Origin of the sequence: Sphingomonas suaedae, from assembly GCF_007833215.1 — a bacterium.
Classification (GTDB): domain Bacteria; phylum Pseudomonadota; class Alphaproteobacteria; order Sphingomonadales; family Sphingomonadaceae; genus Sphingomonas; species Sphingomonas suaedae.
Genome location: NZ_CP042239.1, coordinates 3,270,850 through 3,295,737 on the forward strand (window position 1 = coordinate 3,270,850; position 24,888 = coordinate 3,295,737).

Here is a 24,888-nt window from a genome sequence, read left to right on the forward strand (position 1 = left end):
CGAAACCGCCCGCGTCATCTGCGCTCGACCGAAAACTATCTCTTCAGCAGGAAGACGGCGTGTTCGGCGCGAAAATTGGCTGCCGCCGAACTGGTCAGTTGGTCGCCCGACAGGAACCACGCCTGTTCGACTGTGATCCCCTGTTCGCGGACATAGGCGCGGAAATCGTCGATCGTGACATGGTGGATGTTCGGCGTTTCGTACCAGGCGACGGGCAGCAGCCGCGTCACCGGCATCCGTCCGCCCCACAATAACGACAACCGCACCCGCCAATGCGCGAAATTGGGGAAGGAGACGACCGCACGCTCGCCGATCCGCAGCAGGTGATCGAGCACGACATGGGGTCGCATCGTCGTCTGCAGCGTCTGGCTGAGGATCGCATAGTCGAAGCTGGCGTCGGGATAGTCGGCGAGATCGGTGTCGGCGTCGCCCTGAATCACCGACAAACCGTAGGAAACTGCAGTAGCGACATTGTGCGGATCGATCTCCAGCCCCCGCGCATCGCAATCTCGATAGTTTCGGAGCGCGGCCATCAGGCGCCCATCGCCGCAACCGACATCAAGGATTCTGCTACCGCGATCAATGTTCCGGAAAATGACGTTGAGGTCCGGACGCAGGTTGGGTGCTGCGGGCGTAAGAACGTTGGAACCGCTGACCTTCATGCTTGCCCTGCCCCCAAGAAACCCTCAACGACCCGATTCAACTCCGGCGCATCGAGCAGAAAGGCGTCGTGGCCATAGGGAGAGCTCAGCTCAACGAAGCTGACCGGCGCACCGGCGGCATTGAGCGCATGGACGATCGCGCGAGAGTCACGGGTCGGGTAGAGCCAGTCGGTATCGAAGCTGACGAGACAGAAGCGCGCCCGCGTTTCGCGGAAGGCATTCGCCAGCACCCCGCCATGCTCCTCCGCCAGGTCGAAATAGTCCATCGCGCGGGTGATGTAGAGATAGGCGTTGGCGTCGAAACGATCGACGAAGCTAAGCCCCTGATGGCGCAGATAGCTTTCGACCTGAAAGTCGGCGTCGAAGCCGAACGACTTGGCCTCGCGCGCCTGGAGCCGCCGTCCGAATTTCTCGGTCAGCCCTGCTTCGGACAGATAGGTGATATGCGCCGCCATCCGCGCCACCGCGAGGCCCGATGCGGGCGGTTCACCGTCATAATAGGCGCCTCCGTTCCAGCGCGGATCGGCCATCACCGCCTGCCGCCCGACTTCATGGAACGCGATATTCTGCGCCGAATGCCGCGCGGTCGAGGCGATCACCACCGCCGCCTCGACCCGATCCGGGAAGGTCGCGGGCCAGCTGAGCGCCTGCATCCCGCCCATCGACCCGCCGACCACGGCCTTGAGCCGAGCAACGCCGAGATGGTCGAGCAGCATCGCCTGCGCACGCACCATGTCGCGGATGGTGATGACCGGAAAGCCCATGCCCCAGGGCGCGCCGGTCGCCGGGTTGACCGTCGCCGGGCCGGAACTGCCCATGCAACTGCCCAGCACATTGGCGCAGATCACGAAATGCCGCGCGGGATCGATCGGCTTGCCGGGGCCGACCATCCGCGTCCACCAGCCAGGCTTGCCGGTAACCGGGTGGTTCGACGCGACATGCTGATCGCCAGTCAGCGCATGGCAGATCAGGATCGCATTGCCGCCATCCGCGGCCAGTTCACCATAGGTTTCATAGGCGATCTCGACGGGCGAGAGCAGCACCCCGCCGTCGAGGCGCAGCGGCCCCGGCAGCGTCACGCGGCGATCGAGGCCAAAGCGCTGGTCGTCGGACATGCGCGCGTGCGTAGAAGCCGCGCCCGGTCCGTTCAAGCGGATACAATCGGGACCGCCCGCCCGATAATCGCCTGCGCCGCCAGCCGTCCGGTCTGCGCGCCGCCATTCATATAGCCGGGATAGGCGTCCGAGAGGTGCTCGCCCGCGAAGATCACCCGACCGAGAGCGGGCGCGGACCCGATCGCGGTGCCGTCCTCCCCCTCCATCCACAACATGCGTCCAAAGCGGGTGAGATAGCCGGGCGGCGAGCTGCCATAGGCGCCGCCGATCCACGGGTCGCGATGCCATGTGGTGCGGCGCACCGGCGCGTCGCCGCACGCTGCGGCCATGTCGCCGAGAACCTCGCCCGTGTCGGCGGCATAGCGCGCCGCCAGCGCGCGGGCCGGGGTCGGGTCCGCGACGGCATCCCCGCCCAGATACCAGGTCCAGACCGGCGGCCCCCCGGCACCCCGCACGCTGCTGTCCCAGCCGCTCGCCCAGCCGCTCGCCCAGCCGGGCGCGTCTCCGCCGGTCTGCCACACATCGCCCCCCGCGCCGATCGCCTCTTGCCAGCGCGGATCGGCAGCGGCGGCGAGGATCTTCTCGTTCCGCCCCAGCGCCATCGCCCCGATGAACTCACGCCAGACCATGGGGAGCGGTACGGCGAAGTCGATGCGGCGGGTGACGGGCCCGGGCACGGCAACGATCACGCTGTCCGCCCGGATCGCGCTGGCATCGGCAAAGACGAGGCGCACGCCGCCGGTCGCACGCTCGATGCGTCGCAGCGGTCTCCCGGTCTCGATCTGCGCGGCGTGGCGGGCGGCGAGGGCGTCGATCAGCGCGCCGCTGCCGCCGTCGATCATGTAGCGCTCGTCCGATCCGCCCAGCACATCGGCGCGCGCGCCATTAACGGTCGGAAGGTTGAAGATCAGCGACAGCGCCGAAGTGGCGTCGGGTTCCGCGCCATATTCGGTTCGCCCCGTCGCTTCGAGCAGGCGCCGGACCCAGGGTTGCGGCAGCAGCGCGGCGTGGCGGTCGAGATAATCGGCGACCGAAATCGCATCGAGCGCCGCCAGCGCCTGCGGGTCGCCGTCGATCCGGTCGGCATCCCGACCGATCTGTGCGGCGATCGGCCGCAGCGCTTCCGCCAGCGCCGCATCGGATATGGCGCGGCCATTCGCCAGAACGATGCTGCGATGCGCCTGTGCCTTGCGATCTACCAGAGCGATGCCGAACCGGCGGGCGAGCGCATGGATGTCGTTGTGATCGCTATTGACCAGCTGAGCGCCCATCTCAAACACCGGGCCGTTGCTGGATTTCAGCGTGAAGATCCGTCCGCCAAGTCGCCCGCGCGCCTCGTACAGCCGCGCATCGACCCCGGCCTCGCGCAGGTGATGGAGCGCGCTCAGCCCCGCGATTCCGCCGCCGATGATCGCGACCCGGCCGCCGTTCGGACGTGCGGGCGCGGCGGTGGGGATCGCTGCGGCGACACCGCCCGCGGCGAAGCCCTTGAGCAAGGCGCGGCGCGTCGCGGCGGGGCTCGCCGGGGCCGGCGCAGCTTCGCCCGCCGCGGCGAGATTATGCCGCCGCGCCGCCGCCAGTGCGTGCCAGAAAAAGCCCCCGCTTCGCATCCCGTCCCCAAACCCGTTGGGCGGGGGATAAAGCCATGACCTTGCTATTGCGTAACCGTTCGGCAAAGGGGACGGCCATGACCGGACCGACCCCCAAGCCGTGGATCATGGAAATCGCCCCCTATGTGCCGGGCAAGTCGAAGACCGACGACGGGCGCAAGGCGGTGAAACTGTCGTCCAACGAAAATCCGCTCGGCACCTCGCCCGCCGCGCGCGCGGCCTTTGCGACCGCCGCGAACAGCCTCGAACGCTATCCCGACGCCAGCGGCACCGAATTGCGCGAGGCGCTGGCAGACAAGCACGGGCTCGATCCCGCGCGGATCATCTATGGCAATGGATCGGACGAGGTGCTGCATCTTGCCGCGGGCGCGTTCGCCGGGCCGGGCGACGAGATCATCTATGTGAATTACGGCTTCACCGTCTATCCCATCGCCACGCGACGGGTCGGCGCGACGCCGGTGGTGGCGCCCGACCGCGACTATGCGACCGATGTCGACGCGATCCTCGCGAGCGTCACCGATCGCACCCGCATCGTGTTCGTCGCCAATCCCAACAATCCGACCGGCACCTATGCCAGTCGCGAAGAGATCGCGCGGCTCCATGCCGGGCTGCGCGACGACATCCTGCTCGTGCTCGACCATGCCTATGCCGAATATATCGAGGGCGATATCGACGATGGCGGGATGGAACTGGCAAAATCCGCGCCGAATGTCCTCGTCACCCGTACCTTCTCCAAAATGTACGGCCTCGCCGCCGAGCGGATCGGCTGGGGTTATGGGTCGGCGGAAATCATCGAGGCGATGCACCGCATCCGCCTTCCCTTCAGCATCACCATCGCCGGTACCGCCGCCGCGATTGCCGCGCTGAACGACGATGATTTCGTCGCGCGCTGCAAGAGCGAGAATGCGAAATGGCGCCGCTGGTTCAGCGACGAGATCGGCAAGCTGGGCAATGCAGGGCTACGTGCGGTGCCGAGCCAGGCGAATTTCGTGCTGGTGCTGTTCGAGGGCAAGCTGACCGGCGAGGCGGCCTATAAGGGGCTGATGGAGGCGGGCTATATCGTTCGCTGGTTGCCCGGCCAGGGATTGCCCCACGGCCTGCGCATCACCATCGGCAACGAGGAGGAGACGCGCGCCGTCGCCGCGATCCTGCAACAGCTGGTGACCGACGCGCAGCGCGACGCGGGATGAAGCGCTTCGGCATCATTGGCTTCGGCCGGTTCGGACAGCTTGCCGCTCGCCATCTGCGCGACCATTTCGACGTGGTCGTCTGCGACGCGCACGACCCCGTCGAAGACGCCGGGCGGATCGGCGTGCGCACCGGATCGCTGGCGGAGATCGCGGGCTGTGACACCGTGATGCTCGCGGTCCCGGTCCAGGCGCTGGAGCAAATGCTGGCGGAGATCGCACCCCATGTCCGTCCCGGCGCGCTTGTGGTCGACGTCGCTTCGGTCAAGATGCTCCCGGCGCGCTGGATGGCCGAAGCGCTGCCTGAGAGCGTGGACATCGTCGCCACCCACCCGCTGTTCGGCCCGCAAAGCGCGCGGCGGGGGCTGGAGGGGCAGCCTCTGGTGATCTGTCCGGTGCGCGGTGAGGCGCATCACCGAGTGGCCGAATTCGGCCGCACGCTGGGCCTCAAGGTCTCGATCACCACGCCCGAGGAACATGATCGCGAAATGGCCTATGTCCAGGCGCTGACGCACCTGATCGGCCGCACCCTGGTCAATATCCGCATCCCCGACGAGGAACTGAAGACGGACAGCTACCAGCATCTGCTCGAGCTGTGCGCGCTGATCGGCGACGATAGCGAGGAACTGTTCTTCGCGATCCAGAACCTCAATCCGTTCGCACAGGAAATCACCCAACAATTCATCGGCCAGGCGAACGGGCTGCTCGACCGCAGCCTCAAGGCCGGGAACCGGAGTGCCCCCGCGCGGAATTAGGAGCGGTCGGCCGGTCCGAGTTCGAAGGCGTTGATGCCGCGATGGACGGCGGCCTCGACCTCCTCGCGCGGCAGCCGGGCGGGGATCGGCTCACCGAAGCGGAAGGTGACGACACCCGGGCGCTTCGGCCCGTTGCGCGACCAGACCCGGCCGGTCTCGCACGCGACGGGGACCACCGGCAGATGGATTGCGCGGTAAAGGCCCGCAAAGCCTGAACGCAATGGCGGCATCTCGCCCGGCGCGACGCGCGTGCCCTCTGGAAAGATCACGACCGATCGCCCCGCGGCCACCGCTGCGCGCGCTTCCTTCATCATTGCCCGCAGCGCCTTGGCCGATCCGGCGCGGTCGATCACGATCACGCCGTAACGCCGCGCGACCCAGCCCCAGATCGGAATGCGCGCCAGTTCCTGCTTCATCACAATCGCAGGCGCATCCAGCAGCGTCGCCATCGCCAGCGTCTCGAACATCGACTGGTGCTTGACCGCATAGAGCGCCGGGCCGTCGGCGTGGCATCCCTCGATCGTCACGCGAATGCCCAATATCTGGTGCGCCAGCAACAGGCCGAGGCCGGCCCAGGCGGTCGAATAGCGACGGATCGCGCGCGTCCCGAACAGCGCCGCGATCGGCGCGGCGAGCACGATCGGGACCGACAGGCCATAGAAGATGGCCGAGAATAACAGGGTGCGGGCGCGGTCAGCCATCGCCGATCCCAAGCAGCAGAGCGAACCGTCGCACCAGATATTTATGATATTCGCGCAGCAGCATCGAGAGCGCGGGCGTGGTCGGCACGCCATCGCCGCGAATCTCGATTTCCGGCCCCAGCGCATTGGCCAGCTCCAGCTTCGCGCGTGCCATATGCCAGTCGGCGGTGACGAGGCGCACCGACTTATAGCCATGACGCGCGACCCAGGCGGCGGTCTCATCCGCGTTGGAGCGGGTATCCACAGCCTCATGCCCCAGGTCGATGCAGCAGCGGAACAGCCGCGCGGGCGCGTCATATTCGACGGCCAGTTCGATCGGACGCACCGTCGGATCGGTGCCGGTGATAAGCATCCGCTTCGCCGTCTTGGCCTGGAGCAGCTGGATTCCGCGGTCGATCCGCCCCGGCCCGCCGGTCGGCACGACGATCGCGTCGGTCTTGACCTCGTCGCCGAGCGGCTTGCCCAGCGACAGCATGAACAGCCCGAAGCCGAGCGCCCAGGCGAGGAGCAGGAGCAGCGGGATGCGCCAGATCACAGCGTCCTCCCCAGCGTGCGGAGCACCGCGACCCGCGCAGCCGCCATGGCGAGCAGCGCGAACAGGAGCGGCATGGTCGCGAGCAGGATCCAGTCCGCCTGTGCCAGCCCGATCCCGCTCATCAGTTCCGACCCCAGCGTCGCACTCTGGCGCCCGAGCAGCGCAACGATGCCGAGTGCGGCAGCGGTCCCGAGCACGCCGCCGATCAGCGTATCGAGCGCGATGCGGCGCTGGAACAGCCGGGCGACCTGGGTATCGGTGGAGCCGAGCATGTGCAGCACCGCGATCGTGTCGCGATGCGTGTCCAGCCCCGCCCGCGCGGCGAGCAACACCACGGCGGCGGTCGCGCTTGCCATCAGCAGGACGAGTCCACCCGCAAACCAGGTGAGCGTGGCGATGAAGGACGCGACAGGGGACAGCCATTGCGCGTGCTGATCCACGCGCGCTGCGGGCGATACCGCGCGTGCGGTCTGGCGCACGCGTTCGATCAGCGCCGGATCACCGCTCGAAAGATCGATATCAATCATCGCGGGCATCGGCAGTTCGGGATCCAGCCCTGCATCGCCCAGCCAGGGGCGCAGCAATTCGGCGAGCCGGGCACGATCGACCTCCTCAACCCGCTCGACCCCGGGGATTGCGCGCACCCGCTCCAGGATCGCGCGGGCATTGGCGTCACGCTTGCCCGCATCCGCCTCGACCAGCTGGACGGTCAGCCGCCCGGCGAGCTGACGCTCCAGCGAACGCCCCGCCCCCGCCATGCCGAAGCCGAGCGCCCCCGCCAGCACCGTCAGGAACAGCATGATCGCCATAATCCAGATCATCGCCCGCGTCCGCTGCCCCTCATCGAGCAGTCGGCGTTCGGGTCGGGGACGGCTGAAGGGCAGCTTCATCCCTCGTCACCCCCCGGCGGAAAGCGCAACGCGCCGGTCGGATCGAGCAGGCGCCCCTTTTCGATCCGCATCATCCGCGCGTTGGGAATGCGGTTGAGCAGGTGGAAATCATGCGTTGCGACCACCACGGTGGTGCCCAGCCGGTTGAGCGAATCGAACAGATGCAGCAGCCGTTCGGCCATGTCGGGATCGACGTTGCCGGTCGGCTCATCGGCGACCAGCATTTCGGGGCGGGTGATAACCGCCCGTGCGATCGCGATGCGCTGTTGCTCGCCGCCCGACAGCGTGGGCGGCTTGGCACGGCCGCGGTCGGTCAGCCCGACCCAGGCGAGCATCTCGCGCACCGGCGCCTCGATCTCCCCTTCCGGCATTCCGGCGACGCGCAGCGGCAGCGCGATATTGTCATAGGCGGAAAGGTGCGGAAGCAGGCGGAAATCCTGAAACACCACGCCGATGCGGCGGCGAAAGCCGGGCAGGCGCTTGCGGGGCAAGGCGCCCGCATCCTCGCCGAACAGCCGCACCACGCCGCGCGTCGGCCGCTGGGCGAGATAGAGCAATTTGAGCAGCGAGGTCTTGCCCGCGCCCGACGCGCCGGTGAGAAAATAGAAGGCGCCAGCGCTCAGCGTGAAGCTGACATCGCTCAGCGTCTCGGCCCCGGTGCCGTAGCGCAGGCCGACATTCTCGAACTGAACGATATTCGCCATGTGTCGGCGCGCGGCCGCTCCTGATCCTTCTACCCCGCCGCCAGCCATCGCACAGCCGCAAGGCTGGCTCAAGCGGTGCGACTCGGGCCTTGCCATTCGGGCGGCAGGGGTGTTTAGATTCGCGATCGGCAAGCTGTTGTCGTTGCCGAGCAAGACGTGCCGCCATGATCCTTGAATGCCCCGAATGCCGCACCCGATACCTGGTCCCCGATTCCGCGATCGGCGCGGACGGCCGGACGGTGCGCTGCGCCAGCTGCAAGCATAGCTGGCACCAACGGCCCGCCGGAGCGGCACCGACCGCGCCCGCCCCGGACGTGGTGCGCGCCGACGCCTATTCCAAACCCGCCCCGGCGCAGGAGCGTGGGCGCGATTACGATCCCTTTGCGCATGAGCCGCCCTTCAAGCCGCGCCGCAACCCTGAGAAACGCTGGACCGCCGCGGCGGTCATTGCAGGCCTGTCGATGACGGCGGGCGCGGTGGCGATCGTCTGGACCGGCGCGCCGGGAATCGCCGCGCAGCTTGGCCTGCCAATCGGGGCGGCGCGCACCCCCTTGATCTTCACCGCCCAGTCGGTCGAGCGCAAGCCACGCCTCAATGGCGGCGAACTGTTCGTGGTCAGCGGACAGGTGATGAACCCGACGAAGGAGCGCCAGCGCGTCCCCAACATCCTCGCCGAACTGCGCGACGGCAACAACACGATCGTCTATAGCTGGACGATCACGCCGGACCCGCGCGCGCTGCCTCCGGGCGGCAGCCTTGAGTTCAACAGCGGCAAGCTCGACGTGCCGCAGACCGGCAAGACGATCCAGTTCAGCTTTTCAGGCGAAGCCGGCGGCTGATCCACCAGAGCCGTCCGCCGTTGAGCACGGCCGCAGCGATCATGCCGCTGCCCGACGCCCAGACCAGCCCCATCGCGCCCCAGCCGTGATGGACCGTCCAAAGTCCGATCGCGCCGGTGAGCAGGAAGAAGGCGGCGATGCCGTTCAATCCCGCTACCACCTGATCGCCGAGCGAGCGCAGCGCATAGACGAACACCACCTGGACTCCGTCGAACAGGATGAACGGCGCCCAGAAGGCGAGCATCATTGCTGCCAGCGCGCCCACCTCCGGCGTCGCGGGAAAGCCCGACACGACCCAGCCGGGGATGAGGATCAGCGGGAGCGCCAGCAGGCCCAGCACGCCCGCCGCCAGCCCCGCAGCGATCGCCGTGCGCGGCCCCGCCTCCGCCGGAACGCCCTCCCCCACCGCATTGCCCGCACGCACTCCCGCCGCCGAGCCGAGGCCGAGCGCGAACGCGAAAGTGACGTTGTGGACCGAGAACACGATCTGGAAGGCGTGGGTCACCTGCTCCCCCAACTGGGTCGACAGCGCGATCAGGATCGAGAAGCCTGCAAGCTCCAGCCCCGACGCGACCGCCGGGACAATGCCGAAGGCGAGCAGGCGCCCCACGCCCTGCCGCATCGCGCGCGACCCGAAGTCGCTCCAGTCGCGCACGCCCCGCTCCTGCGCACGCGGAAGGGTGAGGGCGGCGACGACCATGGCGATCGCGCCGATCACCGTCGCCGCCACCGTGGCGCTGGCGGCGCCGACCGCGCCCAGTGCCGGCAGGCCGAACTGCCCGGTTGCCAGCACCCAGGCGAGAACGGCGTTGAGCGGCAGGATCGAGAGGTTGACCGCCATCACGCGGCGCGGGCGGCTGACGCCTTCCAGGAAGAAGCTGGCGGCGACGATCAGCAGCTGAAACGGATAGGCGATCGCCATCACCCGAACCACGCGCGCTGCATCCGCCGCGATCCCCGCCTCCACGCCGACCCCGTGCAGCATCGGCAACGCAAAGGCATAGAGCACGCCCCCGCTGGCGAGGCCGAGGATCGTGCCGAGCACCAACCCCTGGCGCAGCACGGCGCCGGTCGCGGGTAGATCCTTCGCCCCGTCGGCGCGCGAGGCGAAGACCAGCACGCCAGTGAGCCAGCCCAGCGCGACGACGATCCCGATAAAGGTCAGCGTGCGACTGGCGCCGAGCGCCGCGACTTCGTGCGTGCTGACCAGCCCGACGACGACCACGTCGGTGACGTGCAGGATCGTCCAGTTGAGACTAGTGAGCACGACCGGCCAGGCCAGCGCGAGGATGCGGCGCATCTCGGCGCGGGTATCGGCGGGAAGGGGCATGGGGGCGCTCCTTTAACCGCCGATCGGAAGAGTTGAAAGGGAGGTTGCGCGGCCCGCATCGCTTTGCTAGGGGCCGCTGCCTTACCAGCCGCCGGTCGATCCGGCGTGCGATATCCGTGCGGCCATGGCGGAATTGGTAGACGCGCAACGTTGAGGTCGTTGTGGGCGAAAGCCCGTGGAAGTTCGAGTCTTCTTGGCCGCACCAAATTCGCTGGACCTTGGGGTCCTCAATCAGATGATATTGTGGGCATCGCCCCCTGCACGGGGTTTCTGACGCGGTTCGGTGAACGCTGGTCGCGTAACGGGTGCTGCCATATCAACGGGCGATTACGGCACGATGATCGCCGTTGCGGCGTCGCGCTCCGACGCGACAAATGGAACGGCGCGCGCGACGAGGGGCGGCCCTTGCGTTGTCGTCCGTTGTTCGTCGGTGGGCGATAACGACGCATGGTGCTTCGAGGCGGCCCGATGAAGTTCTGCGAGCCGTATATGCACGACACGGGCCGCAGCGGAGGAGGCCAACCGCGCACGGACTTCCTCCTCATAGGCGCGCGCGCGATGACACTCGGCGGGTGATGCGCCCGGTCGACGCGGTGTCCAGAGTCGGAACCTTGATGCGTTGGCCGTTATCGGCTTCACGCCGCACGCTCAGCGCGAACCCCTGGTTGGTTCGCCGCAATCCACCGGGCTACCTGCGCGACGCGCAACGGGCGGGAGAAGGTCATTCCCACCCGCTCGCCTCTCACCCAGCGGACACGCGCATGTTTGATGCCGACCCCCTCGATGTCGATCTCCACCGCTTCGCCGATCTCTACCGGCAGGTCCGTCTCGATCTTGGCACCGCCCTGCGACAAATCGCGCAACGGCACGAGGTGCCAGATCGAGCCGATGCGCACGCGGCTGCGGCTGTCGAGCACGATCCGCGGACCCCGCGGCATGTGATCGGGCGAACGCACATTGTGCACGCTGAGATAGGAGGGCACATCGATCGGGCTATCAAATGCGATTCCAGCCTGCCGGTCTTGCGACCAGCGGACCACACCGCACAGCGGATCGCACAGCTTGGGCTCGATCCGCACCCGCGTGTCCGGTTCCAGCGGCGCGTACACTTCGAGCATCATGCCGCCCGAGCCGATATTGCGGATGAGGCAGAGATGCTGCTCGCCCTGTTCGGTCAGAATACGGGCGACCTGAAACAAGGTGGTGTAGCGCTCGTCTACCCGGCGATCCTCGTTGGCAGGCGCAAAATCTTCAAGCGGCTCCATTCCATTCACGGGCGTCCTCCCCGCGAGCAGTATGTGTCCGGCAGAAAGAGTGCTCGCAGCTCCAGCTCCGGCCCCAGCCCCAACCGTAATCGCTACTCATATCATCCATTCGAAAAGGTTATCGGGTACGGATAATCTTCATTGACCATCTGCACGGCGGTGGCGCCGGTCTCGGTCGCGCGCTACGAGCAGGCGAGCGGTGTGTCCGCGCGGTCGGGGAACGGGAATGGAGTTCAACATCGTGATCGTCGGCGGCGGTACCGCCGGCTGGATGACCGCGGCGCTGCTGTCCAAGCTGTTCTTTCGCGGCCATTCCGTCACGCTGGTCGAATCCGAAGAGATTGGCACGATCGGCGTGGGCGAGGCGACGATCCCTGGGATCAAGGACTATAACCGGCTGGCGGGCATCGACCTGACCGAGATGATCCGCGCGACCCAGGCGACGTTCAAGCTGGGCATCGAATTCGTCGACTGGCGCGCGCCGGGGTCGAGCTACATCCATGGCTTCGGGAAGATCGGCACCGACCTGATGTGGCTGCACCCGCACCAGCTGTGGCTGAAGCTGAAGGCGATGGGCAAGGCGCGGCATTTCGACGATTATGCGCTCAATTGCCTGGCCGCGCGGCAGAACAAATTCTGCTTCCCCGACCCGCGCAATCCCGGATCGCCGATCGGGCATATCGACTATGCCTATCATTTCGATGCATCGCTCTATGCCCGGTTTCTGCGCAGCCGGGCGGAGGCGCAGGGCGTCGCCCGCATTGAGGGGCGGATCGTCGCGGTGAAGCAGCGGCCCGAGGACGGATTTGTCGACCATGTCGTTCTGGCCGACGGGCGGACGATCGCGGGCGACCTGTTCGTCGATTGTTCGGGGATGCGCGCGCTGCTGCTCGGGCAGACATTGGGCGTAGGCTATGAGGACTGGAGCCGCTGGCTGCTGTGCGACCGCGCGCTTGCCGTACCGTGCGAGCGGGTGGCGCCGCTCACCCCCTATACCCGCTCGACCGCGCACGATGCGGGCTGGCAGTGGCGTATTCCGCTCCAGCATCGGACCGGAAATGGCCATGTCTATGCCAGCGCGCTGATCGACGACGATACCGCCGCGCGAACGCTGATCGACAATCTCGACGGCCGCCCGCTCGGCGATCCGCGTCCGGTCAGCTTCCGACCGGGCAAGCGGCACAAGGCATGGGAGAAGAATGTCGTCGGGATCGGCCTGTCGAGCGGGTTCCTCGAACCGCTCGAATCGACCAGCATCCACCTGATCCAGACCGCGATTCTGCGCCTCGTCGCGCTGTTCCCGGGGCGCGGGTTCGACGATGCGGATATCGCCGAATATAACCGCCAGCATCATTTCGAGTTCGACGATGTCCGCGACTTCATCATCGCGCACTACAAGGTCACCCAGCGGTCGGGCACGCCCTTCTGGGACCATGTTCGCACCATGGACGTGCCGGACAGCCTGGCCGAACGGCTCGAGCTGTTCCGCGCCTCCGCCCGCTTCTTCGTGCATGGCAAGGCCGAGCTGTTCCGCGAGGAAAGCTGGGTCCAGGTCCTGCTGGGACAGGGCATGGACATGACCTATGACCCGATGGTCGACATGTTTCCCGAGGAAGACGTAGTCGAATTCATGAACGACATCGCCGAGACCAATGCAGAGGTCGCCGCGGCGATGCCGACGCATGAGGCGTTCATCGAGCGGCACTGCCGGGCGCCGAGCCTGGCCTGATTTGCCTGTTCCCCTGCGCAAGCAGGGGCCCAGAGTCGCACGGGTTCATGCTTGGTGACCCTGGGCTCCTGCTTTCGCAGGAGAGCAGCGTGGGCTCAGAACGGCACGTCGTCGTCGAGATCGTCGGGAAAGCCGCCGCCCGAGCTGCTGCCACCGCCGCGGCTGGCGCCGCCGCCATAGCCGCCCCCGCCGCCACGATTGCTCGACTGGCCGGCAAATGCGTCATCGCCGCCGCCCCAGTCGTCGGCACCCCGGCTGCCGCCCCCGCCACCGCCGCCCTGACCGCCGCCGGGACCGTCGAGCATCACCAGCTTGGCATCGAAGCCCTGCAGCACGATCTCGGTTGAATAGCGGTCATTGCCCTGCTGGTCCTGCCATTTGCGGGTCTGGAGCTGGCCTTCGAGATAGACTTTCGAGCCTTTGCGCAGATAGCGTTCGGCGACATTGGCAAGTCCCTCGGAAAAGAGCTTGACCGTGTGCCATTCGGTGCGCTCCTTGCGCTCGCCCGAATTGCGGTCCTTCCAGCTTTCCGAGGTGGCGACGCGCAGTTCGACCACCTTGCCGCCGTTGGAAAAGGACCGGCTTTCGGGATCGCGCCCGAGATTGCCGACCAGGATGACCTTGTTGACGCTGCCCGCCATGGAAACTCCGATGCTAATTCGATATCGAGAGACGAATGGCCGATATCCTTAACCTCAACAAGGCGCGAAAGGCACGCGCTAAGGCGCAGGCGACCGCAAAGGCTGTGGAGAACCGCGCCAAATTCGGGCGCACCAAGGCGCAGAAAGCGGCGGACGCAGCAGAGCCTGGCCGGATTTCGGAAAATCTGGAGGGCGCGCGGCGGGAGTGAGGTTCGACTTTGGCCTGGCCATGGTCAGAGCATAGCAGAATGAGAACATGTGGGAAACATGTTCGATATTCTCACGTGGGATCAGTAATTTAATAAGCAATCGCGAAACTGGCCGCGCCGAATCCGATCGCTTGGGACGGCGCTGCGGATTTGGCGAAGCGAATATGTCGCGGGTTTGCGCGCCATCGGTCCGGTTTGGGGTGTCGCTTTTCTCCAGGCGTAAGTCCCGGAACGACAAGGACGCGTGGGCAAATGTCGACCTTTACCGAATGTCCGGTTTCTGCCCGCCTGATTGAGCGGCGCAATGTCGCAGCGTGGGTGGGAAACTGCCGGTCCCCTGCGCTCACTCAAGCGGCAGAACCGAAGGATAGTCTCTCTTTACGGTCTTCCTTACGGTGATGACCCTGGTAAATCCTGACTTGAGAACAATGGATTTGGCAATCCGTAAACAGCCTTGGTCTTCACGCGAAGCCAAATTAAGTATACTTGCCGTGTTTTGTCAGATAGGCCTTCCATCCATTCACGGACGTCCGAGCGACGTAACATGATCATGTCTTGGATCAGGAACTCACAACCACCCTCTGCTTTTCGCACAAAGATGGGGTAGCCGACGGGTTGCATGGCCAGCGCTGACGAAAGGGCGAGGAGACTGAGCAGCATTCCGGTATCCTAGTCGTCGCCTCTGGAGCCAGCAAAGGGGTCGGAAGCCGACCGGCCGGTTTTATGAACAGACGGCTATGGCGCTCACTCCGCCGCCAACAGCGATTCGGCGCCGCCCAGGTCGACGGACACCAGTCGGCTGACGCCGCGCTCGACCATCGTCACGCCGAACAGGCGGTGCATCCGGCTCATCGTTGCGGCATTATGGGTGACGATCAGGTAGCGGGTCGCAGTCTCGCGCGTCATCGCGTCGAGCAGGTCGCAGAAACGCTCGATATTGGCGTCGTCGAGCGGCGCGTCGACCTCGTCGAGCACGCAGATCGGCGCGGGATTGGTCAGGAACAGCGCAAAGATCAGTGCCACCGCGGTAAGCGCCTGCTCGCCGCCCGACAACAGGGTCAGCGACTGGAGCTTCTTGCCCGGAGGCTGGGCCATGATCTCGAGCCCCGCCTCGAGCGGATCGTCCGAATCGATGAGCTCGAGATGCGCCTGGCCGCCGTTGAACAAGGTGGTGAACAGCCGCCGGAAATGCTGGTCGACCGCCTCGAACGCGGCGAGCAGGCGCTGGCGCCCTTCGCGGTTGAGCGTGCCGATGCTGCCGCGCAGCCGATGGACCGCCTGGATCAGCTCGTCGCGTTCGGCGGCGGCGGTCTGGGCGGCGGTGGTCAGCTCGGCGAGTTCGGTTTCGGCGACGAGGTTGACCGGGCCGATCCGCTCGCGCTCGGCGATCAGCCGGTCGTGTGCGGAGGATTCGTCCTGTGGGCCGCGCACGCTGTCCGCCTCAAACCCGACGCGTTCGGGCAGCAGGGGTGGGGGGCATTCGAACCGTTCGCCCGACAGCCGGCCCATCTCGATCCGGCGGCTTTCCTGATTCTCGGCCCGTGCGGCGGCGCCTGCGCGATGCTCGCGCGCCTCGCCGAGTGCGTCTCCGGCTGTCCGCACTGCGCCCTCGGTCCCGCGCAGGGCCGCTTCGGCCTCGCGTTCGGCGAGCTGGGCGGCTGCGCTTTCGATCCGCGCTTCTTCGCTGGCGGATTCGGCCTGTGCAACGGCGGCGTCGAGCTCGGCGGGCTTTTCGGCCAGCGCCGCGCCGCTCTCCGCCAATTCGGTGGCGCGCGCATCCATCTCCGCCGCCCGGCGTGCGGCTTCTCCTGCGCGGGAGGTCCAGCTGCGACGCTCGGCCTGCGCAGCGGCCAGCCGTTCACGTGCGGCGGCGATGTCGCGCTCCAGCGTGCCGCGTTCGGCGCGGGCGCTGGCGGCGGCATTGCGGCGCGCTTCCGCATCGGTGGTCAGGGTCGCAACCCGCGCGCGTGTGTCGCTGCCATCGGGAAGCGCTGCGCGAGCAGTCTGGGCGCGGGCAACCTCGCTCGCCGCTTCTTGCTGCTCGGCTGACGTGCGGGCGCGCCGACCCTCCAGGTCGATGCGCTGCGCCTCCAGCCGTTCGATTGCGGCGGCGGCGCGGTCCTCCGCGCGCGCGGCCTCGCGCCCCGCACTATCGCTATGGTCGAGCAGGCGGCGGCAATCGGCGGCGGCGCGTTTCGCTTCGGCGATATCCTCCTCGATCCGCGCGAGATCGGCATCGGCGGCGTCCACTGCACGCACGGCGGCGGGGCGTGCCTTTTCGAGCGCATGAAGCCGGTTGACCCGCTCCAGCCGCTCTGCTGCCGCCGCACCGCCCGATCGCGCGACATAACCGTCCCAACGGCGCAGCGCGCCCGCGAGCGTCACCAGCCGCTGGCCGACGGCGAGCGGCTGGCCCATGTCGGTCTCAGCCACCAGCACCTGCGCCAGCCGCCGGGCGAGCGCGGCGGGGGCGACGACATGCGCGGCGAGCGGGGTGGTTCCGCCGGGCGCATCGGGATCGGCGGGCAATGGGTCGGCGCCGGCCCAGTACCGCTCGCCGGCCGGATCGAGTCCCGCCTCCAGATCGTCGCCCAGCGCGGCGGCGAGCGCACGTTCATAGCCGGGATCGACCTTGAGCCGGTCGAGCAGCCGGTCCTTGCCGCTTGGCCGCGTCGCCTTGGCCAGCGCAGCCGATTCGCTGTCGATCTGGGCGAGTTCGGCATGTGCCTCGGCCCGCACTGATTGCGCGCGGCTGCGCGAGTCGATCGCCGCACGCTCGGCGGCGTCGGCACGGGCAAGGCCGGTGCGGGCGGCCTCCGCCTGACGCGCGGCCTGCGCGCGCGCATCGGCGGCGCGCTGGCGCTCGGCGGCGAGCGGAGCGGGGTCGCCCAGCGCGCGCAGTTCCGCATCCGCACGGGCAGAGTCGCGTTCGGCGCGTTCGGCGCGGGTGCGGGCGGCGGCGAGCGCAGCTTCGGCGACGCGCGCTTCGGCGGCTTCGGCGGCCTGTGCGGCGAGCGCCTGGGCGAGCGCGACCTCGGCATCGCGTGCGGCGCGTTCCGCATCGGCGAGTGCGGTGTCGAGCGCGGGCATCTGCGCAGCTCCGTCGGCGATGCGTGCCTCCAGCGTTTCCGCCTCGGCGTCGAGCCGGGCGAGCGCATCGGCCGCGTCGCGCGCCAGCGCACCCTCACGTGCCTTGTCCTGTTCCAGCCGCTCGGCGGCGTCGCGCAGCTCGGCGATCCGGCGATCCACCGTGGCGCGCTCGCTGCGCAGCGTGGCGAGTCGGTGCATCGCCTCGCTCGCGCGGTCGCGGACGCTGAGCGCGGCGGCGCGCACCCCGGCCAGCGCGGTCGCGGCCTCCTGTTGCGCGGCCAGCGCTTCCTCTTGGGCCGCAGTCCGCTCGGCGACGACCGCCTCGGCCGCGGCGGCTTCCGTCTTCGCTTCGTCCGCGGCCGCAGCAGCGTCGCGCCAGCGGGCGAAGATCATTCGGGCCTCGGCGACGCGGATGCGGTCCGAAAGTTCGCGATAGCGTTCGGCCTGCCGCGCCTGGCGCTTCAACGCGGCGGCGCGTGCCTCCTGGTCCGAGATCATCTCGTCGAGCCGGGTCAGGTTGGTCTCGGTCGCGCGCAGTTTCTGTTCGGCGTCCTTGCGGCGGACGTGCAGGCCGGAAATACCCGCCGCTTCCTCCAGCATCTGGCGCCGCTCGCCTGGTTTCGCCTGGATGATCGCACCGATCCGTCCCTGGCTGACCAGAGCGGGCGAATGCGCCCCCGTCGCCGAATCGGCGAAGAGCAGCCCGACATCCTTGGCGCGCACGTCGCGACCGTTGATGCGATAGGCCGAACCCGCGCCACGCTCAATCCGACGGACAACCTCCAGTTCGCCCTCATCGGGTCCGCCCGCCTGTTCGGCGAGGATCGATACTTCGGCAAAATCGCGCTGCGGGCGGCTGGCGGTGCCCGCGAAGATCACGTCCTCCATCCCCGCGCCGCGCATCGACTTGGCGCTGTTCTCGCCCATCGCCCAGCGCAGTGCTTCGAGCAGGTTGGACTTGCCGCAACCATTGGGGCCGACGATCCCCGTCAGCCCGGGTTCGATGCGCAGGTCGGCGGGGTCGACGAAGCTCTTGAACCCGGTCAGGCGGAGCCGCTTGATCTGCATGTCAGCGGCCCCGCCCCGCTATCCGGGTCAGGCGCCCGCGGACTTCAGCGCCGCTTCGACCTGCGGCCAGGTGCCGGTATTTTCCAGTACCTTTCCGTTCAGGATGAAGGTCGGCGTGCCGGGGATGCTATATTGCTTTACCGCTGCCTCGTTTGCCTTGACCAGCGCCTCGGTCGCGGCGGTGTCGGCCAGGCACTGGCGCGCCTGCGCCTCTGGAATGCCGCGCTGCTGGACGAAGGCGAGATAGCCGAACTTTTCGGCAGCAAAAGCGATGCGCTGCTGCGGCGTCATCGATTGGGCCTGCTCCAGAGAGGGATCACCCTGCTTGGGGCCGCTGGATAGCAATGCACTCTGCTGTTCGTACATCTGGTCCATGATCGGGAAGAAGGGGCCGGGGCCGCCGCACTGGCCGAGGAGCGCCGCGCCCACATCGATTTCGTTGAGCAGGAAGTCGCGGAATTCGAAGCTTACCTTGCCGCTGGCGATATAGGGCTTGATCGGCTCCATCGCGGCAACCGCGAAGGCGGCGCAATGGCCGCAGGTGCGCGAGCCGTATTCGATCAGCTTGATCGGCGCATCGGGGTTGCCCATGCGGAACCCGCCTTCCGGCGTCTTGACGACGGTATCGACCCACTGGGTTCCTGCCGGAGCGGCAGCGCCCGCCGCAGGCGAGGCTGCGGGCGCCGGGGCAGTGCCGTTGCCGACCTCTTCGCCGCCACCGCAGCTCGCCAGTGCCAGTGCCAGTGCCGATACCAGGCCGATTGCAATTCGCTTCAAGTCACGTCTCCAGAGTCGGGGAAAGGTCAGCGCGCCCCTGCGGCGCGCAGTTCGGGTTCCAGCGTGTGCCAATGTCCGCCACCGCCGGCCTTGCCGTTGACGACGAAGCTGGGGGTGCCGCTTATCGTCTTCCAGGCGGCGTCGGTCATCGCGGTCAGCTTGTCGAGATCGGTGTCGGTGGCGAAGCACTGGTTGATCCGGGCGGCGGTCATGCCGCGTTTTCGCATCAGCTGGGCAAGCCCCGATCCGTTCGCGAGCGCCTTGAACCGGACAAGCGGCGGCTGGCTCTCGATCGTCGCGGCGTTCGCCTGCCACCATTGCGCGCCCTGTTGATACCAGGTCGACTGCGCGGCGAAGAGCGCCTCGCTCGCGCCGACGAATCCGCGCGGACCGGAACAGCGCGCGAGCAGTGCGGCGGTCATGTCGAGCGGGTCGCGAATCGCATGGCGGAACTCGACCCGCACCTGCCCGCGCTTCACCAGATCGTCGTGCAGCGGCCCTTTCGATTCCTCCACGAAATGCGCGCAATGTGGACAGGTGTAGCTGAGATATTCGACCAGCTTCACCTTCGCCGCCGGATTGCCGATCAGGAACGCGCCCGACGGGGCCTGCACGACATGGGTACGCCAGTCGCGCGCAGGCCCCTGTGCGGGCGCGCCGACCGCGAACAGGCTTGCGGCGACCATGGCGAGGAGCAGGCGCAGCACGCGCATCAGTCGATCCTTCCCAGCTTCACGGGTGGGGCGGCAATGCCGCCCGCCAGCCCTTCCAGCACCGCGCGCAGCTCCGGATCGACGATCGCGCGCAGGCTGTCGCCGATTTCGGCAGGGACGGGAGCGGGTTCGGCGGGGACCACGGGCTTGGGTGGACGAGCCACCTCGCCCTGGCGGATCGCGACCCGGGCGACGGCGGGATAGCCGAAGAAGCGGTTCACCCGCTCGGCGATTTCCGGGGTGATGTGCTGCATCATCGGCGCGTGCGCGCCCTGGACGACGAGCGTGAGGACGCCGTTCGAGCGCTCCCCGCGCGGAAAGCGGATCGATTCGGGCGAGGAGACTCCGGCATAGCGTTCGCCGACAATCTCGCTCCAGCGACTCAGCACCGCGCTCTGCACGAAGCCGAACTTGCGGAACGCGACCCGACCGACATCGGGCACCAGATCCGCCACGGGGCGAATCCGGTTGCTGCGGCGCGGTTCGTCGCTGGGGGTGCGCGGCTTACTCATCCGCTCCGTCCATGCCATAGGCGGGGCGTGCCAGACAATGTTTCTCGCGTTCCCGCCCCCCAAGCGCCTGCCCGCGACGTCGCCGGGCCGCTGCTCGACTGGTACGATGCCCATGCCCGCGTCCTCCCATGGCGCGCGGCACCGGGATTGCCGCCGCCAGACCCCTATCGCGTCTGGCTGTCGGAGGTGATGCTGCAACAGACGCAGGTTGCGGCGGTCATCCCCTATTTCGAGACCTTTACCACGCGCTGGCCAGATTTCGCGGCATTGGCGGCGGCCGACGATGCCGATGTGATGAGCGCCTGGGCGGGGCTTGGCTATTATGCCCGGGCGCGTAACCTTCTCGCCGCCGCGCGGGTCGTCGCCAGCGCGCATGGCGGGCGGCTTCCCCGCGACGAGGCCGCGTTGCGCACGCTCCCAGGATTCGGCGCCTATACGGCTGCGGCGGTGGCGGCGATCGCCTTCGGACAGCGGGCGGTGGTGGTTGACGGCAATGTCGAGCGGGTGGTGGCGCGGCTGTTCGCGCTGGCCGAACCACTGCCGGGGGCGCGAGCAAAGCTGCGGTACCTGGCCGATTCGATCACCCCCGATGCGCGGCCGGGCGATTTCGCACAGGCGATGATGGACCTCGGCGCGACGATCTGCACGCCGCGCAGTCCCAAATGTCTGCTCTGTCCGCTCGCCAACCAGTGCGACGCGCGCCGCGCGGGAACGCCCGACGCCTATCCCGTCAAGGCGAAGAAGGCGGCCCGGCCGGTGCGGCACGGGACGTTCTTCTGGCTGGAGCGGGAGGGGGCGGTGCTGTTGGTCCGTCGCCCGCCGTGTGGGCTGCTGGGCGGGATGCGCGCGCTGCCGACCGGGCCGTGGGAAGCGGTGCCGCCGGGGATCGACGGGGCGCCGGTCGCGGCGGACTGGACGCTCCGCAACGCAACGATCCGTCATGTCTTCACCCATTTCGAACTGCACGGCACGCTTGCGACTGCAACATTGGGGCGTCACATAGGCGCGGTCGAAGGCGAATGGTGGCCGATCGAGCGACTGGGCGAGGCAGGTCTGCCGCGCCTGTTCGCCAAGGCGGTCGAGGCGATGGAGAGCGTGGCATGAAGCGTTACTGGATGATCGGCGGAGCGGCTGCGCTCGTACTGGCGACGGCACAATCCGCGGCGTTCGGCCAGGCGGCCCCGACCCAGACCCCCGCCGCGCAAAGCGCCGCCCCCGTCGAGACGCTGGTCAAGGACTATGTCGCGCAGGACCGCACCCCGGGCATCGTTATCGCATGGGGCAAGGGCGATACCGCGCCGGTCTTCGCGTCGGCCGGGCGGATCGCGGTCGAGGCGGATGCGCTCGCCGCCGGTCCCGATTCGCTGTGGCGCGTCTATTCGATGACCAAGCCGATCACCGCGATGGCGGCGATGATGCTGGTCGAGGACGGCAAGCTGAAGCTGGACCAGCCGATCGCGGACTTCTTCCCCGGCTTTCGCGACATGAAGGTGCTGACCGATCCGGACACCAGCCTCGCCAGCCGTCCGGCGACGACGCAGATCACCGTACGTCACCTGCTGACCCACACCGCCGGCCTTGGCTATACGATCATCACCAAGGGGCCTTTGCTCAAGGAATATGAGCGGCTGGGCATCACGCCTGGCGCGGTGAACGCGCTGTTCGAGGCGCAGGCGCGCCCGCTCCGCCCGTCGAGCCTCAAGGAATTTGCCGAGCGCGTCGCGACGCTGCCGCTGATCGCCGAGCCGGGGACGAAGTGGAGCTATTCGATCAGCATGGATCTGCTCGCCTCGGTGGTCGAGGCAGCGGCGGGAATGCCGTTCGAACGCTTCCTTGAAACGCGGATGTTCGGTCCGCTCAAGATGTCCTCGACCTATTGGACGGTGCCGCAGTCGGAACTCGGCCGGTTCGCGACCAACTATGCGTGGGCGGGCGACAATCGCGTGCCGTTCGATCCGGCTAAGACGTCGGCCTATGCGACGCCGCCGTCCTTCCCCTATGGCGGGGCGGGGCTCGTCATGTCGGCGCGCGACTATGATCGCTTCCTGCACATGCTGGTCAATGAAGGGACGCTTGACGGCGTTCGCGTGATGAAGGCCGAGACCGTGCGGCTCGCCATGTCGGATATCCTTCCGGCGGGCGTGACCTTCGCCGGCGCCCCCGGCGGCACCGGTGGCGATACCGCCCCCAAGATGGGCTATGGAGCCGGCGGCTCGGTCTATCTGGAAGGCGTGCCGGGCGGCCCGGGCAAGGGCACCTATGGCTGGGGCGGCGCTGCCGGGACGGTTGCCTGGGTCGATCCCGCGAACAAGGTGCGGGGCACCGTGATGGTCAACTATTTCCCGTCGGACAAATGGCCGCTGCGTGCCGATGCGGTTCGCGCGGTTTATGCTCAAGTCGCGCGCTGATGGATCTGAATTCAGCTTCGCTGAAACAGGCCCTGCCAGTCGGGTTCACCGGGGCGGCGCTCGACCGCGCCGACCGGGAGCGCAATGATCCGGAAGCACTCGCCGCCGCGCTGGGCGACTGGCGCGCGCGGCTGTTACGGCTGAACGGACTCGATCCCGAACTCGATGACGAAGGGCGGCTGGTATGGGGCAGCCTAGCCGACCTGCCCGACGGCAGCCAGCCGCTCTACCTCGGTTATATAGGCGGCAAGCCGCATTTCGTGCCGCTCCGCATGGGGGAGCGGCACGGGGCGGTTCGATCGCCCGCGCTGTTCGCGATGCTGGGTCTGATGCCGCACGATCAGGCGGGCCTCTATGCCTGCGCGCGCAGCCTGGTCGACTGGCACCAACGGCACGGCTTTTGCGCCGCTTGCGGGAGCGCGACCGAGTTGTTCCGTGCGGGCTGGGCGCGACGTTGCCCGAACTGCGCGGCGGAGCATTTTCCGCGCACCGACCCGGTAGTCATCATGCTCGCCGAGCATGACGGGCGCGCGTTGCTCGGGCGGCAGGCGGCCTGGCCCGCTGGCCGCTATTCGGCGCTGGCGGGGTTCGTCGAGGTCGGTGAATCGATCGAGGAAGCGGTGGCGCGCGAGACGCTGGAGGAAGCGGGAATAAAGGTGCGCGACGTGCGCTACATCGCCAGCCAGCCCTGGCCCTTTCCGTCGTCGCTGATGATCGCCTGCGTCGCGACCGCCGACGATGACCGGATCACGCTCGACACGCACGAACTCGAAGATGCGATCTGGGTTACGCGCGACGAGGTGCAAGCGGCCCTTGCGGGCGATGCCGATGTCCGATTCGTGGCGCCGCCGCGGTACGCCATCGCATGGTCGCTGCTGACCGCGTGGGTCGGCTCGGACGGCTGCGATTAGAGCTTGTCACGATCACGCTGAATCCTTGGGGAACTCCTGAACGGAGTCGTTCGGCTGACTGTCCTGTGAGGCGGTCGGAGCGGGGCTTTGCGCCACCGCGCGCGCCTGTGTCTTGCGCTTGCGCAAATTCTCGCGAAGTGCGGCGGCCAGCCGTTCCTTTTTCCCGGGGTCAGTCATAACAAGGCGATAAACCGCATGGCCACGCCTTGACAATGGGCCGCTCCCGCGCAAAAGGGCCGCTCCCCGCGCGGACCGGACCCTGCCGCCCGCGCCGAGTGCTGCCGTAGCTCAGTGGTAGAGCGCATCCTTGGTAAGGCTGAGGTCGTGAGTTCAATCCTCACCGGCAGCACCATTTTTCTTCGAGCTGCCGAGCGCTGTGCGCGACAGGCGCGCCGCGGTGCGCGGTCGGTAACCGCTGACGAAGTGTCGACGGGAGGCATTCTCCTACCCGGTCAGCAACGCCACAGCATATCCGACATCGGACAATTGCGTATTCCGGCAAGGAAGCGGTTGGCCAAAGATTTTCGCATGACTTGGACCCTCATCCGCCTTGAGCTCGCGCGCAGCCGCGAATTTCCTCAGGGTTCCGCCGCCCATGGCTACCTACTGCGCGTGCCGCTCGACGGTCATTCGATCGCCGACCCGCAAGCCCTTCTTGCCCACCCCGAGCGCGCGGAGGTGCTGCGCATCTGGCCCGATGAACCCGACCAGCGCGGCTATCTGGCCCAGCGCGGGAATCGCTGGATCTTTTCCTACGCGCCCGGCGAGGCCGATGACGAGCCGGTCTTCCATCTAGAGACGCATCCGCTGCGTCTCGGCGAATATGTCACGATCACTGAGCGCGACGGGAAGCCCCATGCTTTCCGGATCACCGAGTGCGAGACGCTCGCTGAGGCGTGAGCAGGCGCAGGAGGAGAGGTGTCTGAGGCAATTCAGCGCGGCGCGCAGAATATGGCGTGCAGCGTTTCCAGAATATGTCCGGCGCCTTCATGGACAATCGAATAATAGAGCGTCTGAGCGTCCCGGCGTGCGCTGACGATCCCGTCCTTTCGGAGCAGCGCAAGTTGCTGCGAGACGGCGGTGTCGCGGGCGCCGGTCAGGCGCACCAACTCGCCCACGGATTTTTCACCATCCGAGAGGTGACACAGGATCGCAAGCCGACTGCGTCCCGAGAGCGACTTGAGCAGTTCGGATGCCTGATCGATCGAGGCGAGCATATCGTCCTTCATAGCTACGG

Annotated in this window: 25 protein-coding genes and 2 tRNA genes; 11 read left to right on the plus strand and 16 right to left on the minus strand. The window is 67.6% G+C overall.

Translation table 11 applies throughout. The features are described 5' to 3' along the window. Positions 1–35: 35 nt before the first annotated feature. From metW to FPZ54_RS15540, 3 genes are read right to left on the minus strand one after another with little or no spacing between them, the layout of a single operon-like run. A complete protein-coding gene (gene metW, locus FPZ54_RS15530; RefSeq protein ID WP_145848690.1) occupies positions 36–662 on the minus strand; it encodes a methionine biosynthesis protein MetW in 627 nt (208 codons plus the stop codon). After that, on the minus strand, positions 659–1,777 hold the full coding sequence (gene metX / locus FPZ54_RS15535) for a homoserine O-acetyltransferase MetX (RefSeq protein ID WP_145848692.1): 1,119 nt from the start codon (positions 1,775–1,777) through the stop codon (positions 659–661). The genes metW and metX overlap by 4 nt, the downstream gene beginning before the upstream one ends. A 32-nt stretch (positions 1,778–1,809) precedes the next feature. Beyond that, positions 1,810–3,387 (minus strand): flavin monoamine oxidase family protein, encoded by a 1,578-nt coding sequence (locus FPZ54_RS15540; protein WP_145848694.1) that lies wholly within the window; start codon positions 3,385–3,387, stop codon positions 1,810–1,812. A gap of 77 nt (positions 3,388–3,464) precedes the next feature. Here FPZ54_RS15540 and hisC point away from each other — a divergent pair, with 77 nt between their 5' ends. Continuing rightward, positions 3,465–4,577 (plus strand): histidinol-phosphate transaminase, encoded by a 1,113-nt coding sequence (hisC, locus tag FPZ54_RS15545; protein ID WP_145848696.1) that lies wholly within the window; start codon positions 3,465–3,467, stop codon positions 4,575–4,577. Next, positions 4,574–5,329, plus strand: a complete 756-nt coding sequence (locus FPZ54_RS15550) for a prephenate dehydrogenase/arogenate dehydrogenase family protein (RefSeq protein ID WP_145848697.1) — start codon at positions 4,574–4,576, stop codon at positions 5,327–5,329. Before hisC ends, FPZ54_RS15550 begins: the two co-directional genes overlap by 4 nt. On the opposite strand, the gene FPZ54_RS15555 is transcribed toward FPZ54_RS15550, so the two are convergent. Genes FPZ54_RS15555 through ftsE form a run of 4 tightly spaced genes read right to left on the minus strand, consistent with a single transcriptional unit; the run spans position 5,326 to position 8,159 of the window. Then, the gene (locus FPZ54_RS15555) at positions 5,326–6,030 is read right to left on the minus strand and encodes a lysophospholipid acyltransferase family protein (RefSeq protein ID WP_145848699.1); all 705 of its coding nucleotides are present in this window, start codon (positions 6,028–6,030) and stop codon (positions 5,326–5,328) included. The two genes, FPZ54_RS15550 and FPZ54_RS15555, sit on opposite strands and share 4 nt — an antisense overlap. Beyond that, complete coding sequence (locus FPZ54_RS15560) at positions 6,023–6,565, minus strand: YdcF family protein (RefSeq protein ID WP_239019601.1); 543 nt, start codon at positions 6,563–6,565, stop codon at positions 6,023–6,025. Before FPZ54_RS15560 ends, FPZ54_RS15555 begins: the two co-directional genes overlap by 8 nt. Then, positions 6,562–7,455 (minus strand): cell division protein FtsX, encoded by an 894-nt coding sequence (locus FPZ54_RS15565; RefSeq protein ID WP_145848700.1) that lies wholly within the window; start codon positions 7,453–7,455, stop codon positions 6,562–6,564. Before FPZ54_RS15565 ends, FPZ54_RS15560 begins: the two co-directional genes overlap by 4 nt. Then, on the minus strand, positions 7,452–8,159 hold the full coding sequence (gene ftsE / locus FPZ54_RS15570; RefSeq protein ID WP_145848701.1) for a cell division ATP-binding protein FtsE: 708 nt from the start codon (positions 8,157–8,159) through the stop codon (positions 7,452–7,454). Before ftsE ends, FPZ54_RS15565 begins: the two co-directional genes overlap by 4 nt. A gap of 164 nt (positions 8,160–8,323) precedes the next feature. Between ftsE and FPZ54_RS15575 the strand changes: the two genes are divergently transcribed. Further along, entirely contained in the window at positions 8,324–8,998 is a 675-nt protein-coding gene (locus tag FPZ54_RS15575; RefSeq protein WP_145848703.1) for an MJ0042-type zinc finger domain-containing protein, read from the plus strand. Here the strand turns inward: FPZ54_RS15575 and FPZ54_RS15580 are convergent. Continuing rightward, positions 8,970–10,328 carry an MATE family efflux transporter gene (locus FPZ54_RS15580; RefSeq protein WP_145848704.1) on the minus strand — a complete coding sequence of 453 codons (1,359 nt, stop codon included), beginning with the start codon at positions 10,326–10,328 and terminating at the stop codon, positions 8,970–8,972. The genes FPZ54_RS15575 and FPZ54_RS15580 overlap by 29 nt on opposite strands. 118 nt (positions 10,329–10,446) lie before the next feature. On the opposite strand from FPZ54_RS15580, the gene FPZ54_RS15585 reads away from it, so the two are divergent. Further along, positions 10,447–10,533 (plus strand) — tRNA-Leu (locus FPZ54_RS15585). A 430-nt stretch (positions 10,534–10,963) separates the two neighbouring features. Here the strand turns inward: FPZ54_RS15585 and FPZ54_RS15590 are convergent. Next, on the minus strand, positions 10,964–11,593 hold the full coding sequence (locus FPZ54_RS15590; RefSeq protein ID WP_239019826.1) for a PilZ domain-containing protein: 630 nt from the start codon (positions 11,591–11,593) through the stop codon (positions 10,964–10,966). Positions 11,594–11,819: 226 nt separating this feature from the next. Here FPZ54_RS15590 and FPZ54_RS15595 point away from each other — a divergent pair, with 226 nt between their 5' ends. After that, positions 11,820–13,322: a tryptophan halogenase family protein gene (locus FPZ54_RS15595; protein WP_145848708.1), complete on the plus strand. Its 1,503-nt coding sequence runs from the start codon at positions 11,820–11,822 to the stop codon at positions 13,320–13,322. Between the two features lie 95 nt (positions 13,323–13,417). Here the strand turns inward: FPZ54_RS15595 and ssb are convergent, their stop codons facing one another. Further along, the gene (gene ssb / locus FPZ54_RS15600; RefSeq protein ID WP_145848709.1) at positions 13,418–13,963 is read right to left on the minus strand and encodes a single-stranded DNA-binding protein; all 546 of its coding nucleotides are present in this window, start codon (positions 13,961–13,963) and stop codon (positions 13,418–13,420) included. Between the two features lie 35 nt (positions 13,964–13,998). On the opposite strand from ssb, the gene FPZ54_RS15605 reads away from it, so the two are divergent. Then, on the plus strand, positions 13,999–14,172 hold the full coding sequence (locus FPZ54_RS15605) for a DUF4169 family protein (protein WP_145848710.1): 174 nt from the start codon (positions 13,999–14,001) through the stop codon (positions 14,170–14,172). 390 nt (positions 14,173–14,562) lie between these two features. Here FPZ54_RS15605 and FPZ54_RS15610 read toward each other — a convergent pair whose 3' ends face one another. The 5 genes from FPZ54_RS15610 to FPZ54_RS15630 form a co-directional block, all read right to left on the minus strand. After that, the gene (locus FPZ54_RS15610) at positions 14,563–14,832 is read right to left on the minus strand and encodes a hypothetical protein (protein WP_145848711.1); all 270 of its coding nucleotides are present in this window, start codon (positions 14,830–14,832) and stop codon (positions 14,563–14,565) included. 84 nt (positions 14,833–14,916) lie between these two features. Further along, the gene (gene smc / locus FPZ54_RS15615) at positions 14,917–18,330 is read right to left on the minus strand and encodes a chromosome segregation protein SMC (protein WP_145848712.1); all 3,414 of its coding nucleotides are present in this window, start codon (positions 18,328–18,330) and stop codon (positions 14,917–14,919) included. Positions 18,331–18,357: 27 nt separating this feature from the next. Further along, positions 18,358–19,107, minus strand: coding sequence for a thioredoxin domain-containing protein (locus tag FPZ54_RS15620; protein WP_145848713.1), 750 nt, complete (start codon positions 19,105–19,107; stop codon positions 18,358–18,360). Positions 19,108–19,133: 26 nt separating this feature from the next. Continuing rightward, entirely contained in the window at positions 19,134–19,820 is a 687-nt protein-coding gene (locus FPZ54_RS15625) for a DsbA family protein (protein WP_145848715.1), read from the minus strand. Next, entirely contained in the window at positions 19,820–20,332 is a 513-nt protein-coding gene (locus FPZ54_RS15630) for a DUF721 domain-containing protein (protein ID WP_145848716.1), read from the minus strand. Before FPZ54_RS15630 ends, FPZ54_RS15625 begins: the two co-directional genes overlap by 1 nt. Before the next feature lie 27 nt (positions 20,333–20,359). Here FPZ54_RS15630 and mutY point away from each other — a divergent pair, with 27 nt between their 5' ends. From mutY to FPZ54_RS20255, 5 genes are all read left to right on the plus strand, one after another. Further along, positions 20,360–21,436: an A/G-specific adenine glycosylase gene (mutY, locus tag FPZ54_RS15635; RefSeq protein ID WP_422396542.1), complete on the plus strand. Its 1,077-nt coding sequence runs from the start codon at positions 20,360–20,362 to the stop codon at positions 21,434–21,436. Next, the gene (locus FPZ54_RS15640; protein WP_145848717.1) at positions 21,433–22,740 is read left to right on the plus strand and encodes a serine hydrolase domain-containing protein; all 1,308 of its coding nucleotides are present in this window, start codon (positions 21,433–21,435) and stop codon (positions 22,738–22,740) included. Before mutY ends, FPZ54_RS15640 begins: the two co-directional genes overlap by 4 nt. Further along, complete coding sequence (gene nudC, locus FPZ54_RS15645) at positions 22,740–23,651, plus strand: NAD(+) diphosphatase (protein WP_145848718.1); 912 nt, start codon at positions 22,740–22,742, stop codon at positions 23,649–23,651. Before FPZ54_RS15640 ends, nudC begins: the two co-directional genes overlap by 1 nt. A gap of 277 nt (positions 23,652–23,928) precedes the next feature. Then, positions 23,929–24,003 (plus strand) — tRNA-Thr (locus FPZ54_RS15650). Then, complete coding sequence (locus FPZ54_RS20255) at positions 23,976–24,551, plus strand: hypothetical protein (protein ID WP_239019602.1); 576 nt, start codon at positions 23,976–23,978, stop codon at positions 24,549–24,551. The genes FPZ54_RS15650 and FPZ54_RS20255 overlap by 28 nt, the downstream gene beginning before the upstream one ends. Positions 24,552–24,583: 32 nt before the next feature. Here the strand turns inward: FPZ54_RS20255 and FPZ54_RS15660 are convergent, their stop codons facing one another. Next, positions 24,584–24,880 carry an ArsR/SmtB family transcription factor gene (locus FPZ54_RS15660; RefSeq protein WP_145848719.1) on the minus strand — a complete coding sequence of 99 codons (297 nt, stop codon included), beginning with the start codon at positions 24,878–24,880 and terminating at the stop codon, positions 24,584–24,586. Positions 24,881–24,888 lie beyond the last annotated feature (8 nt).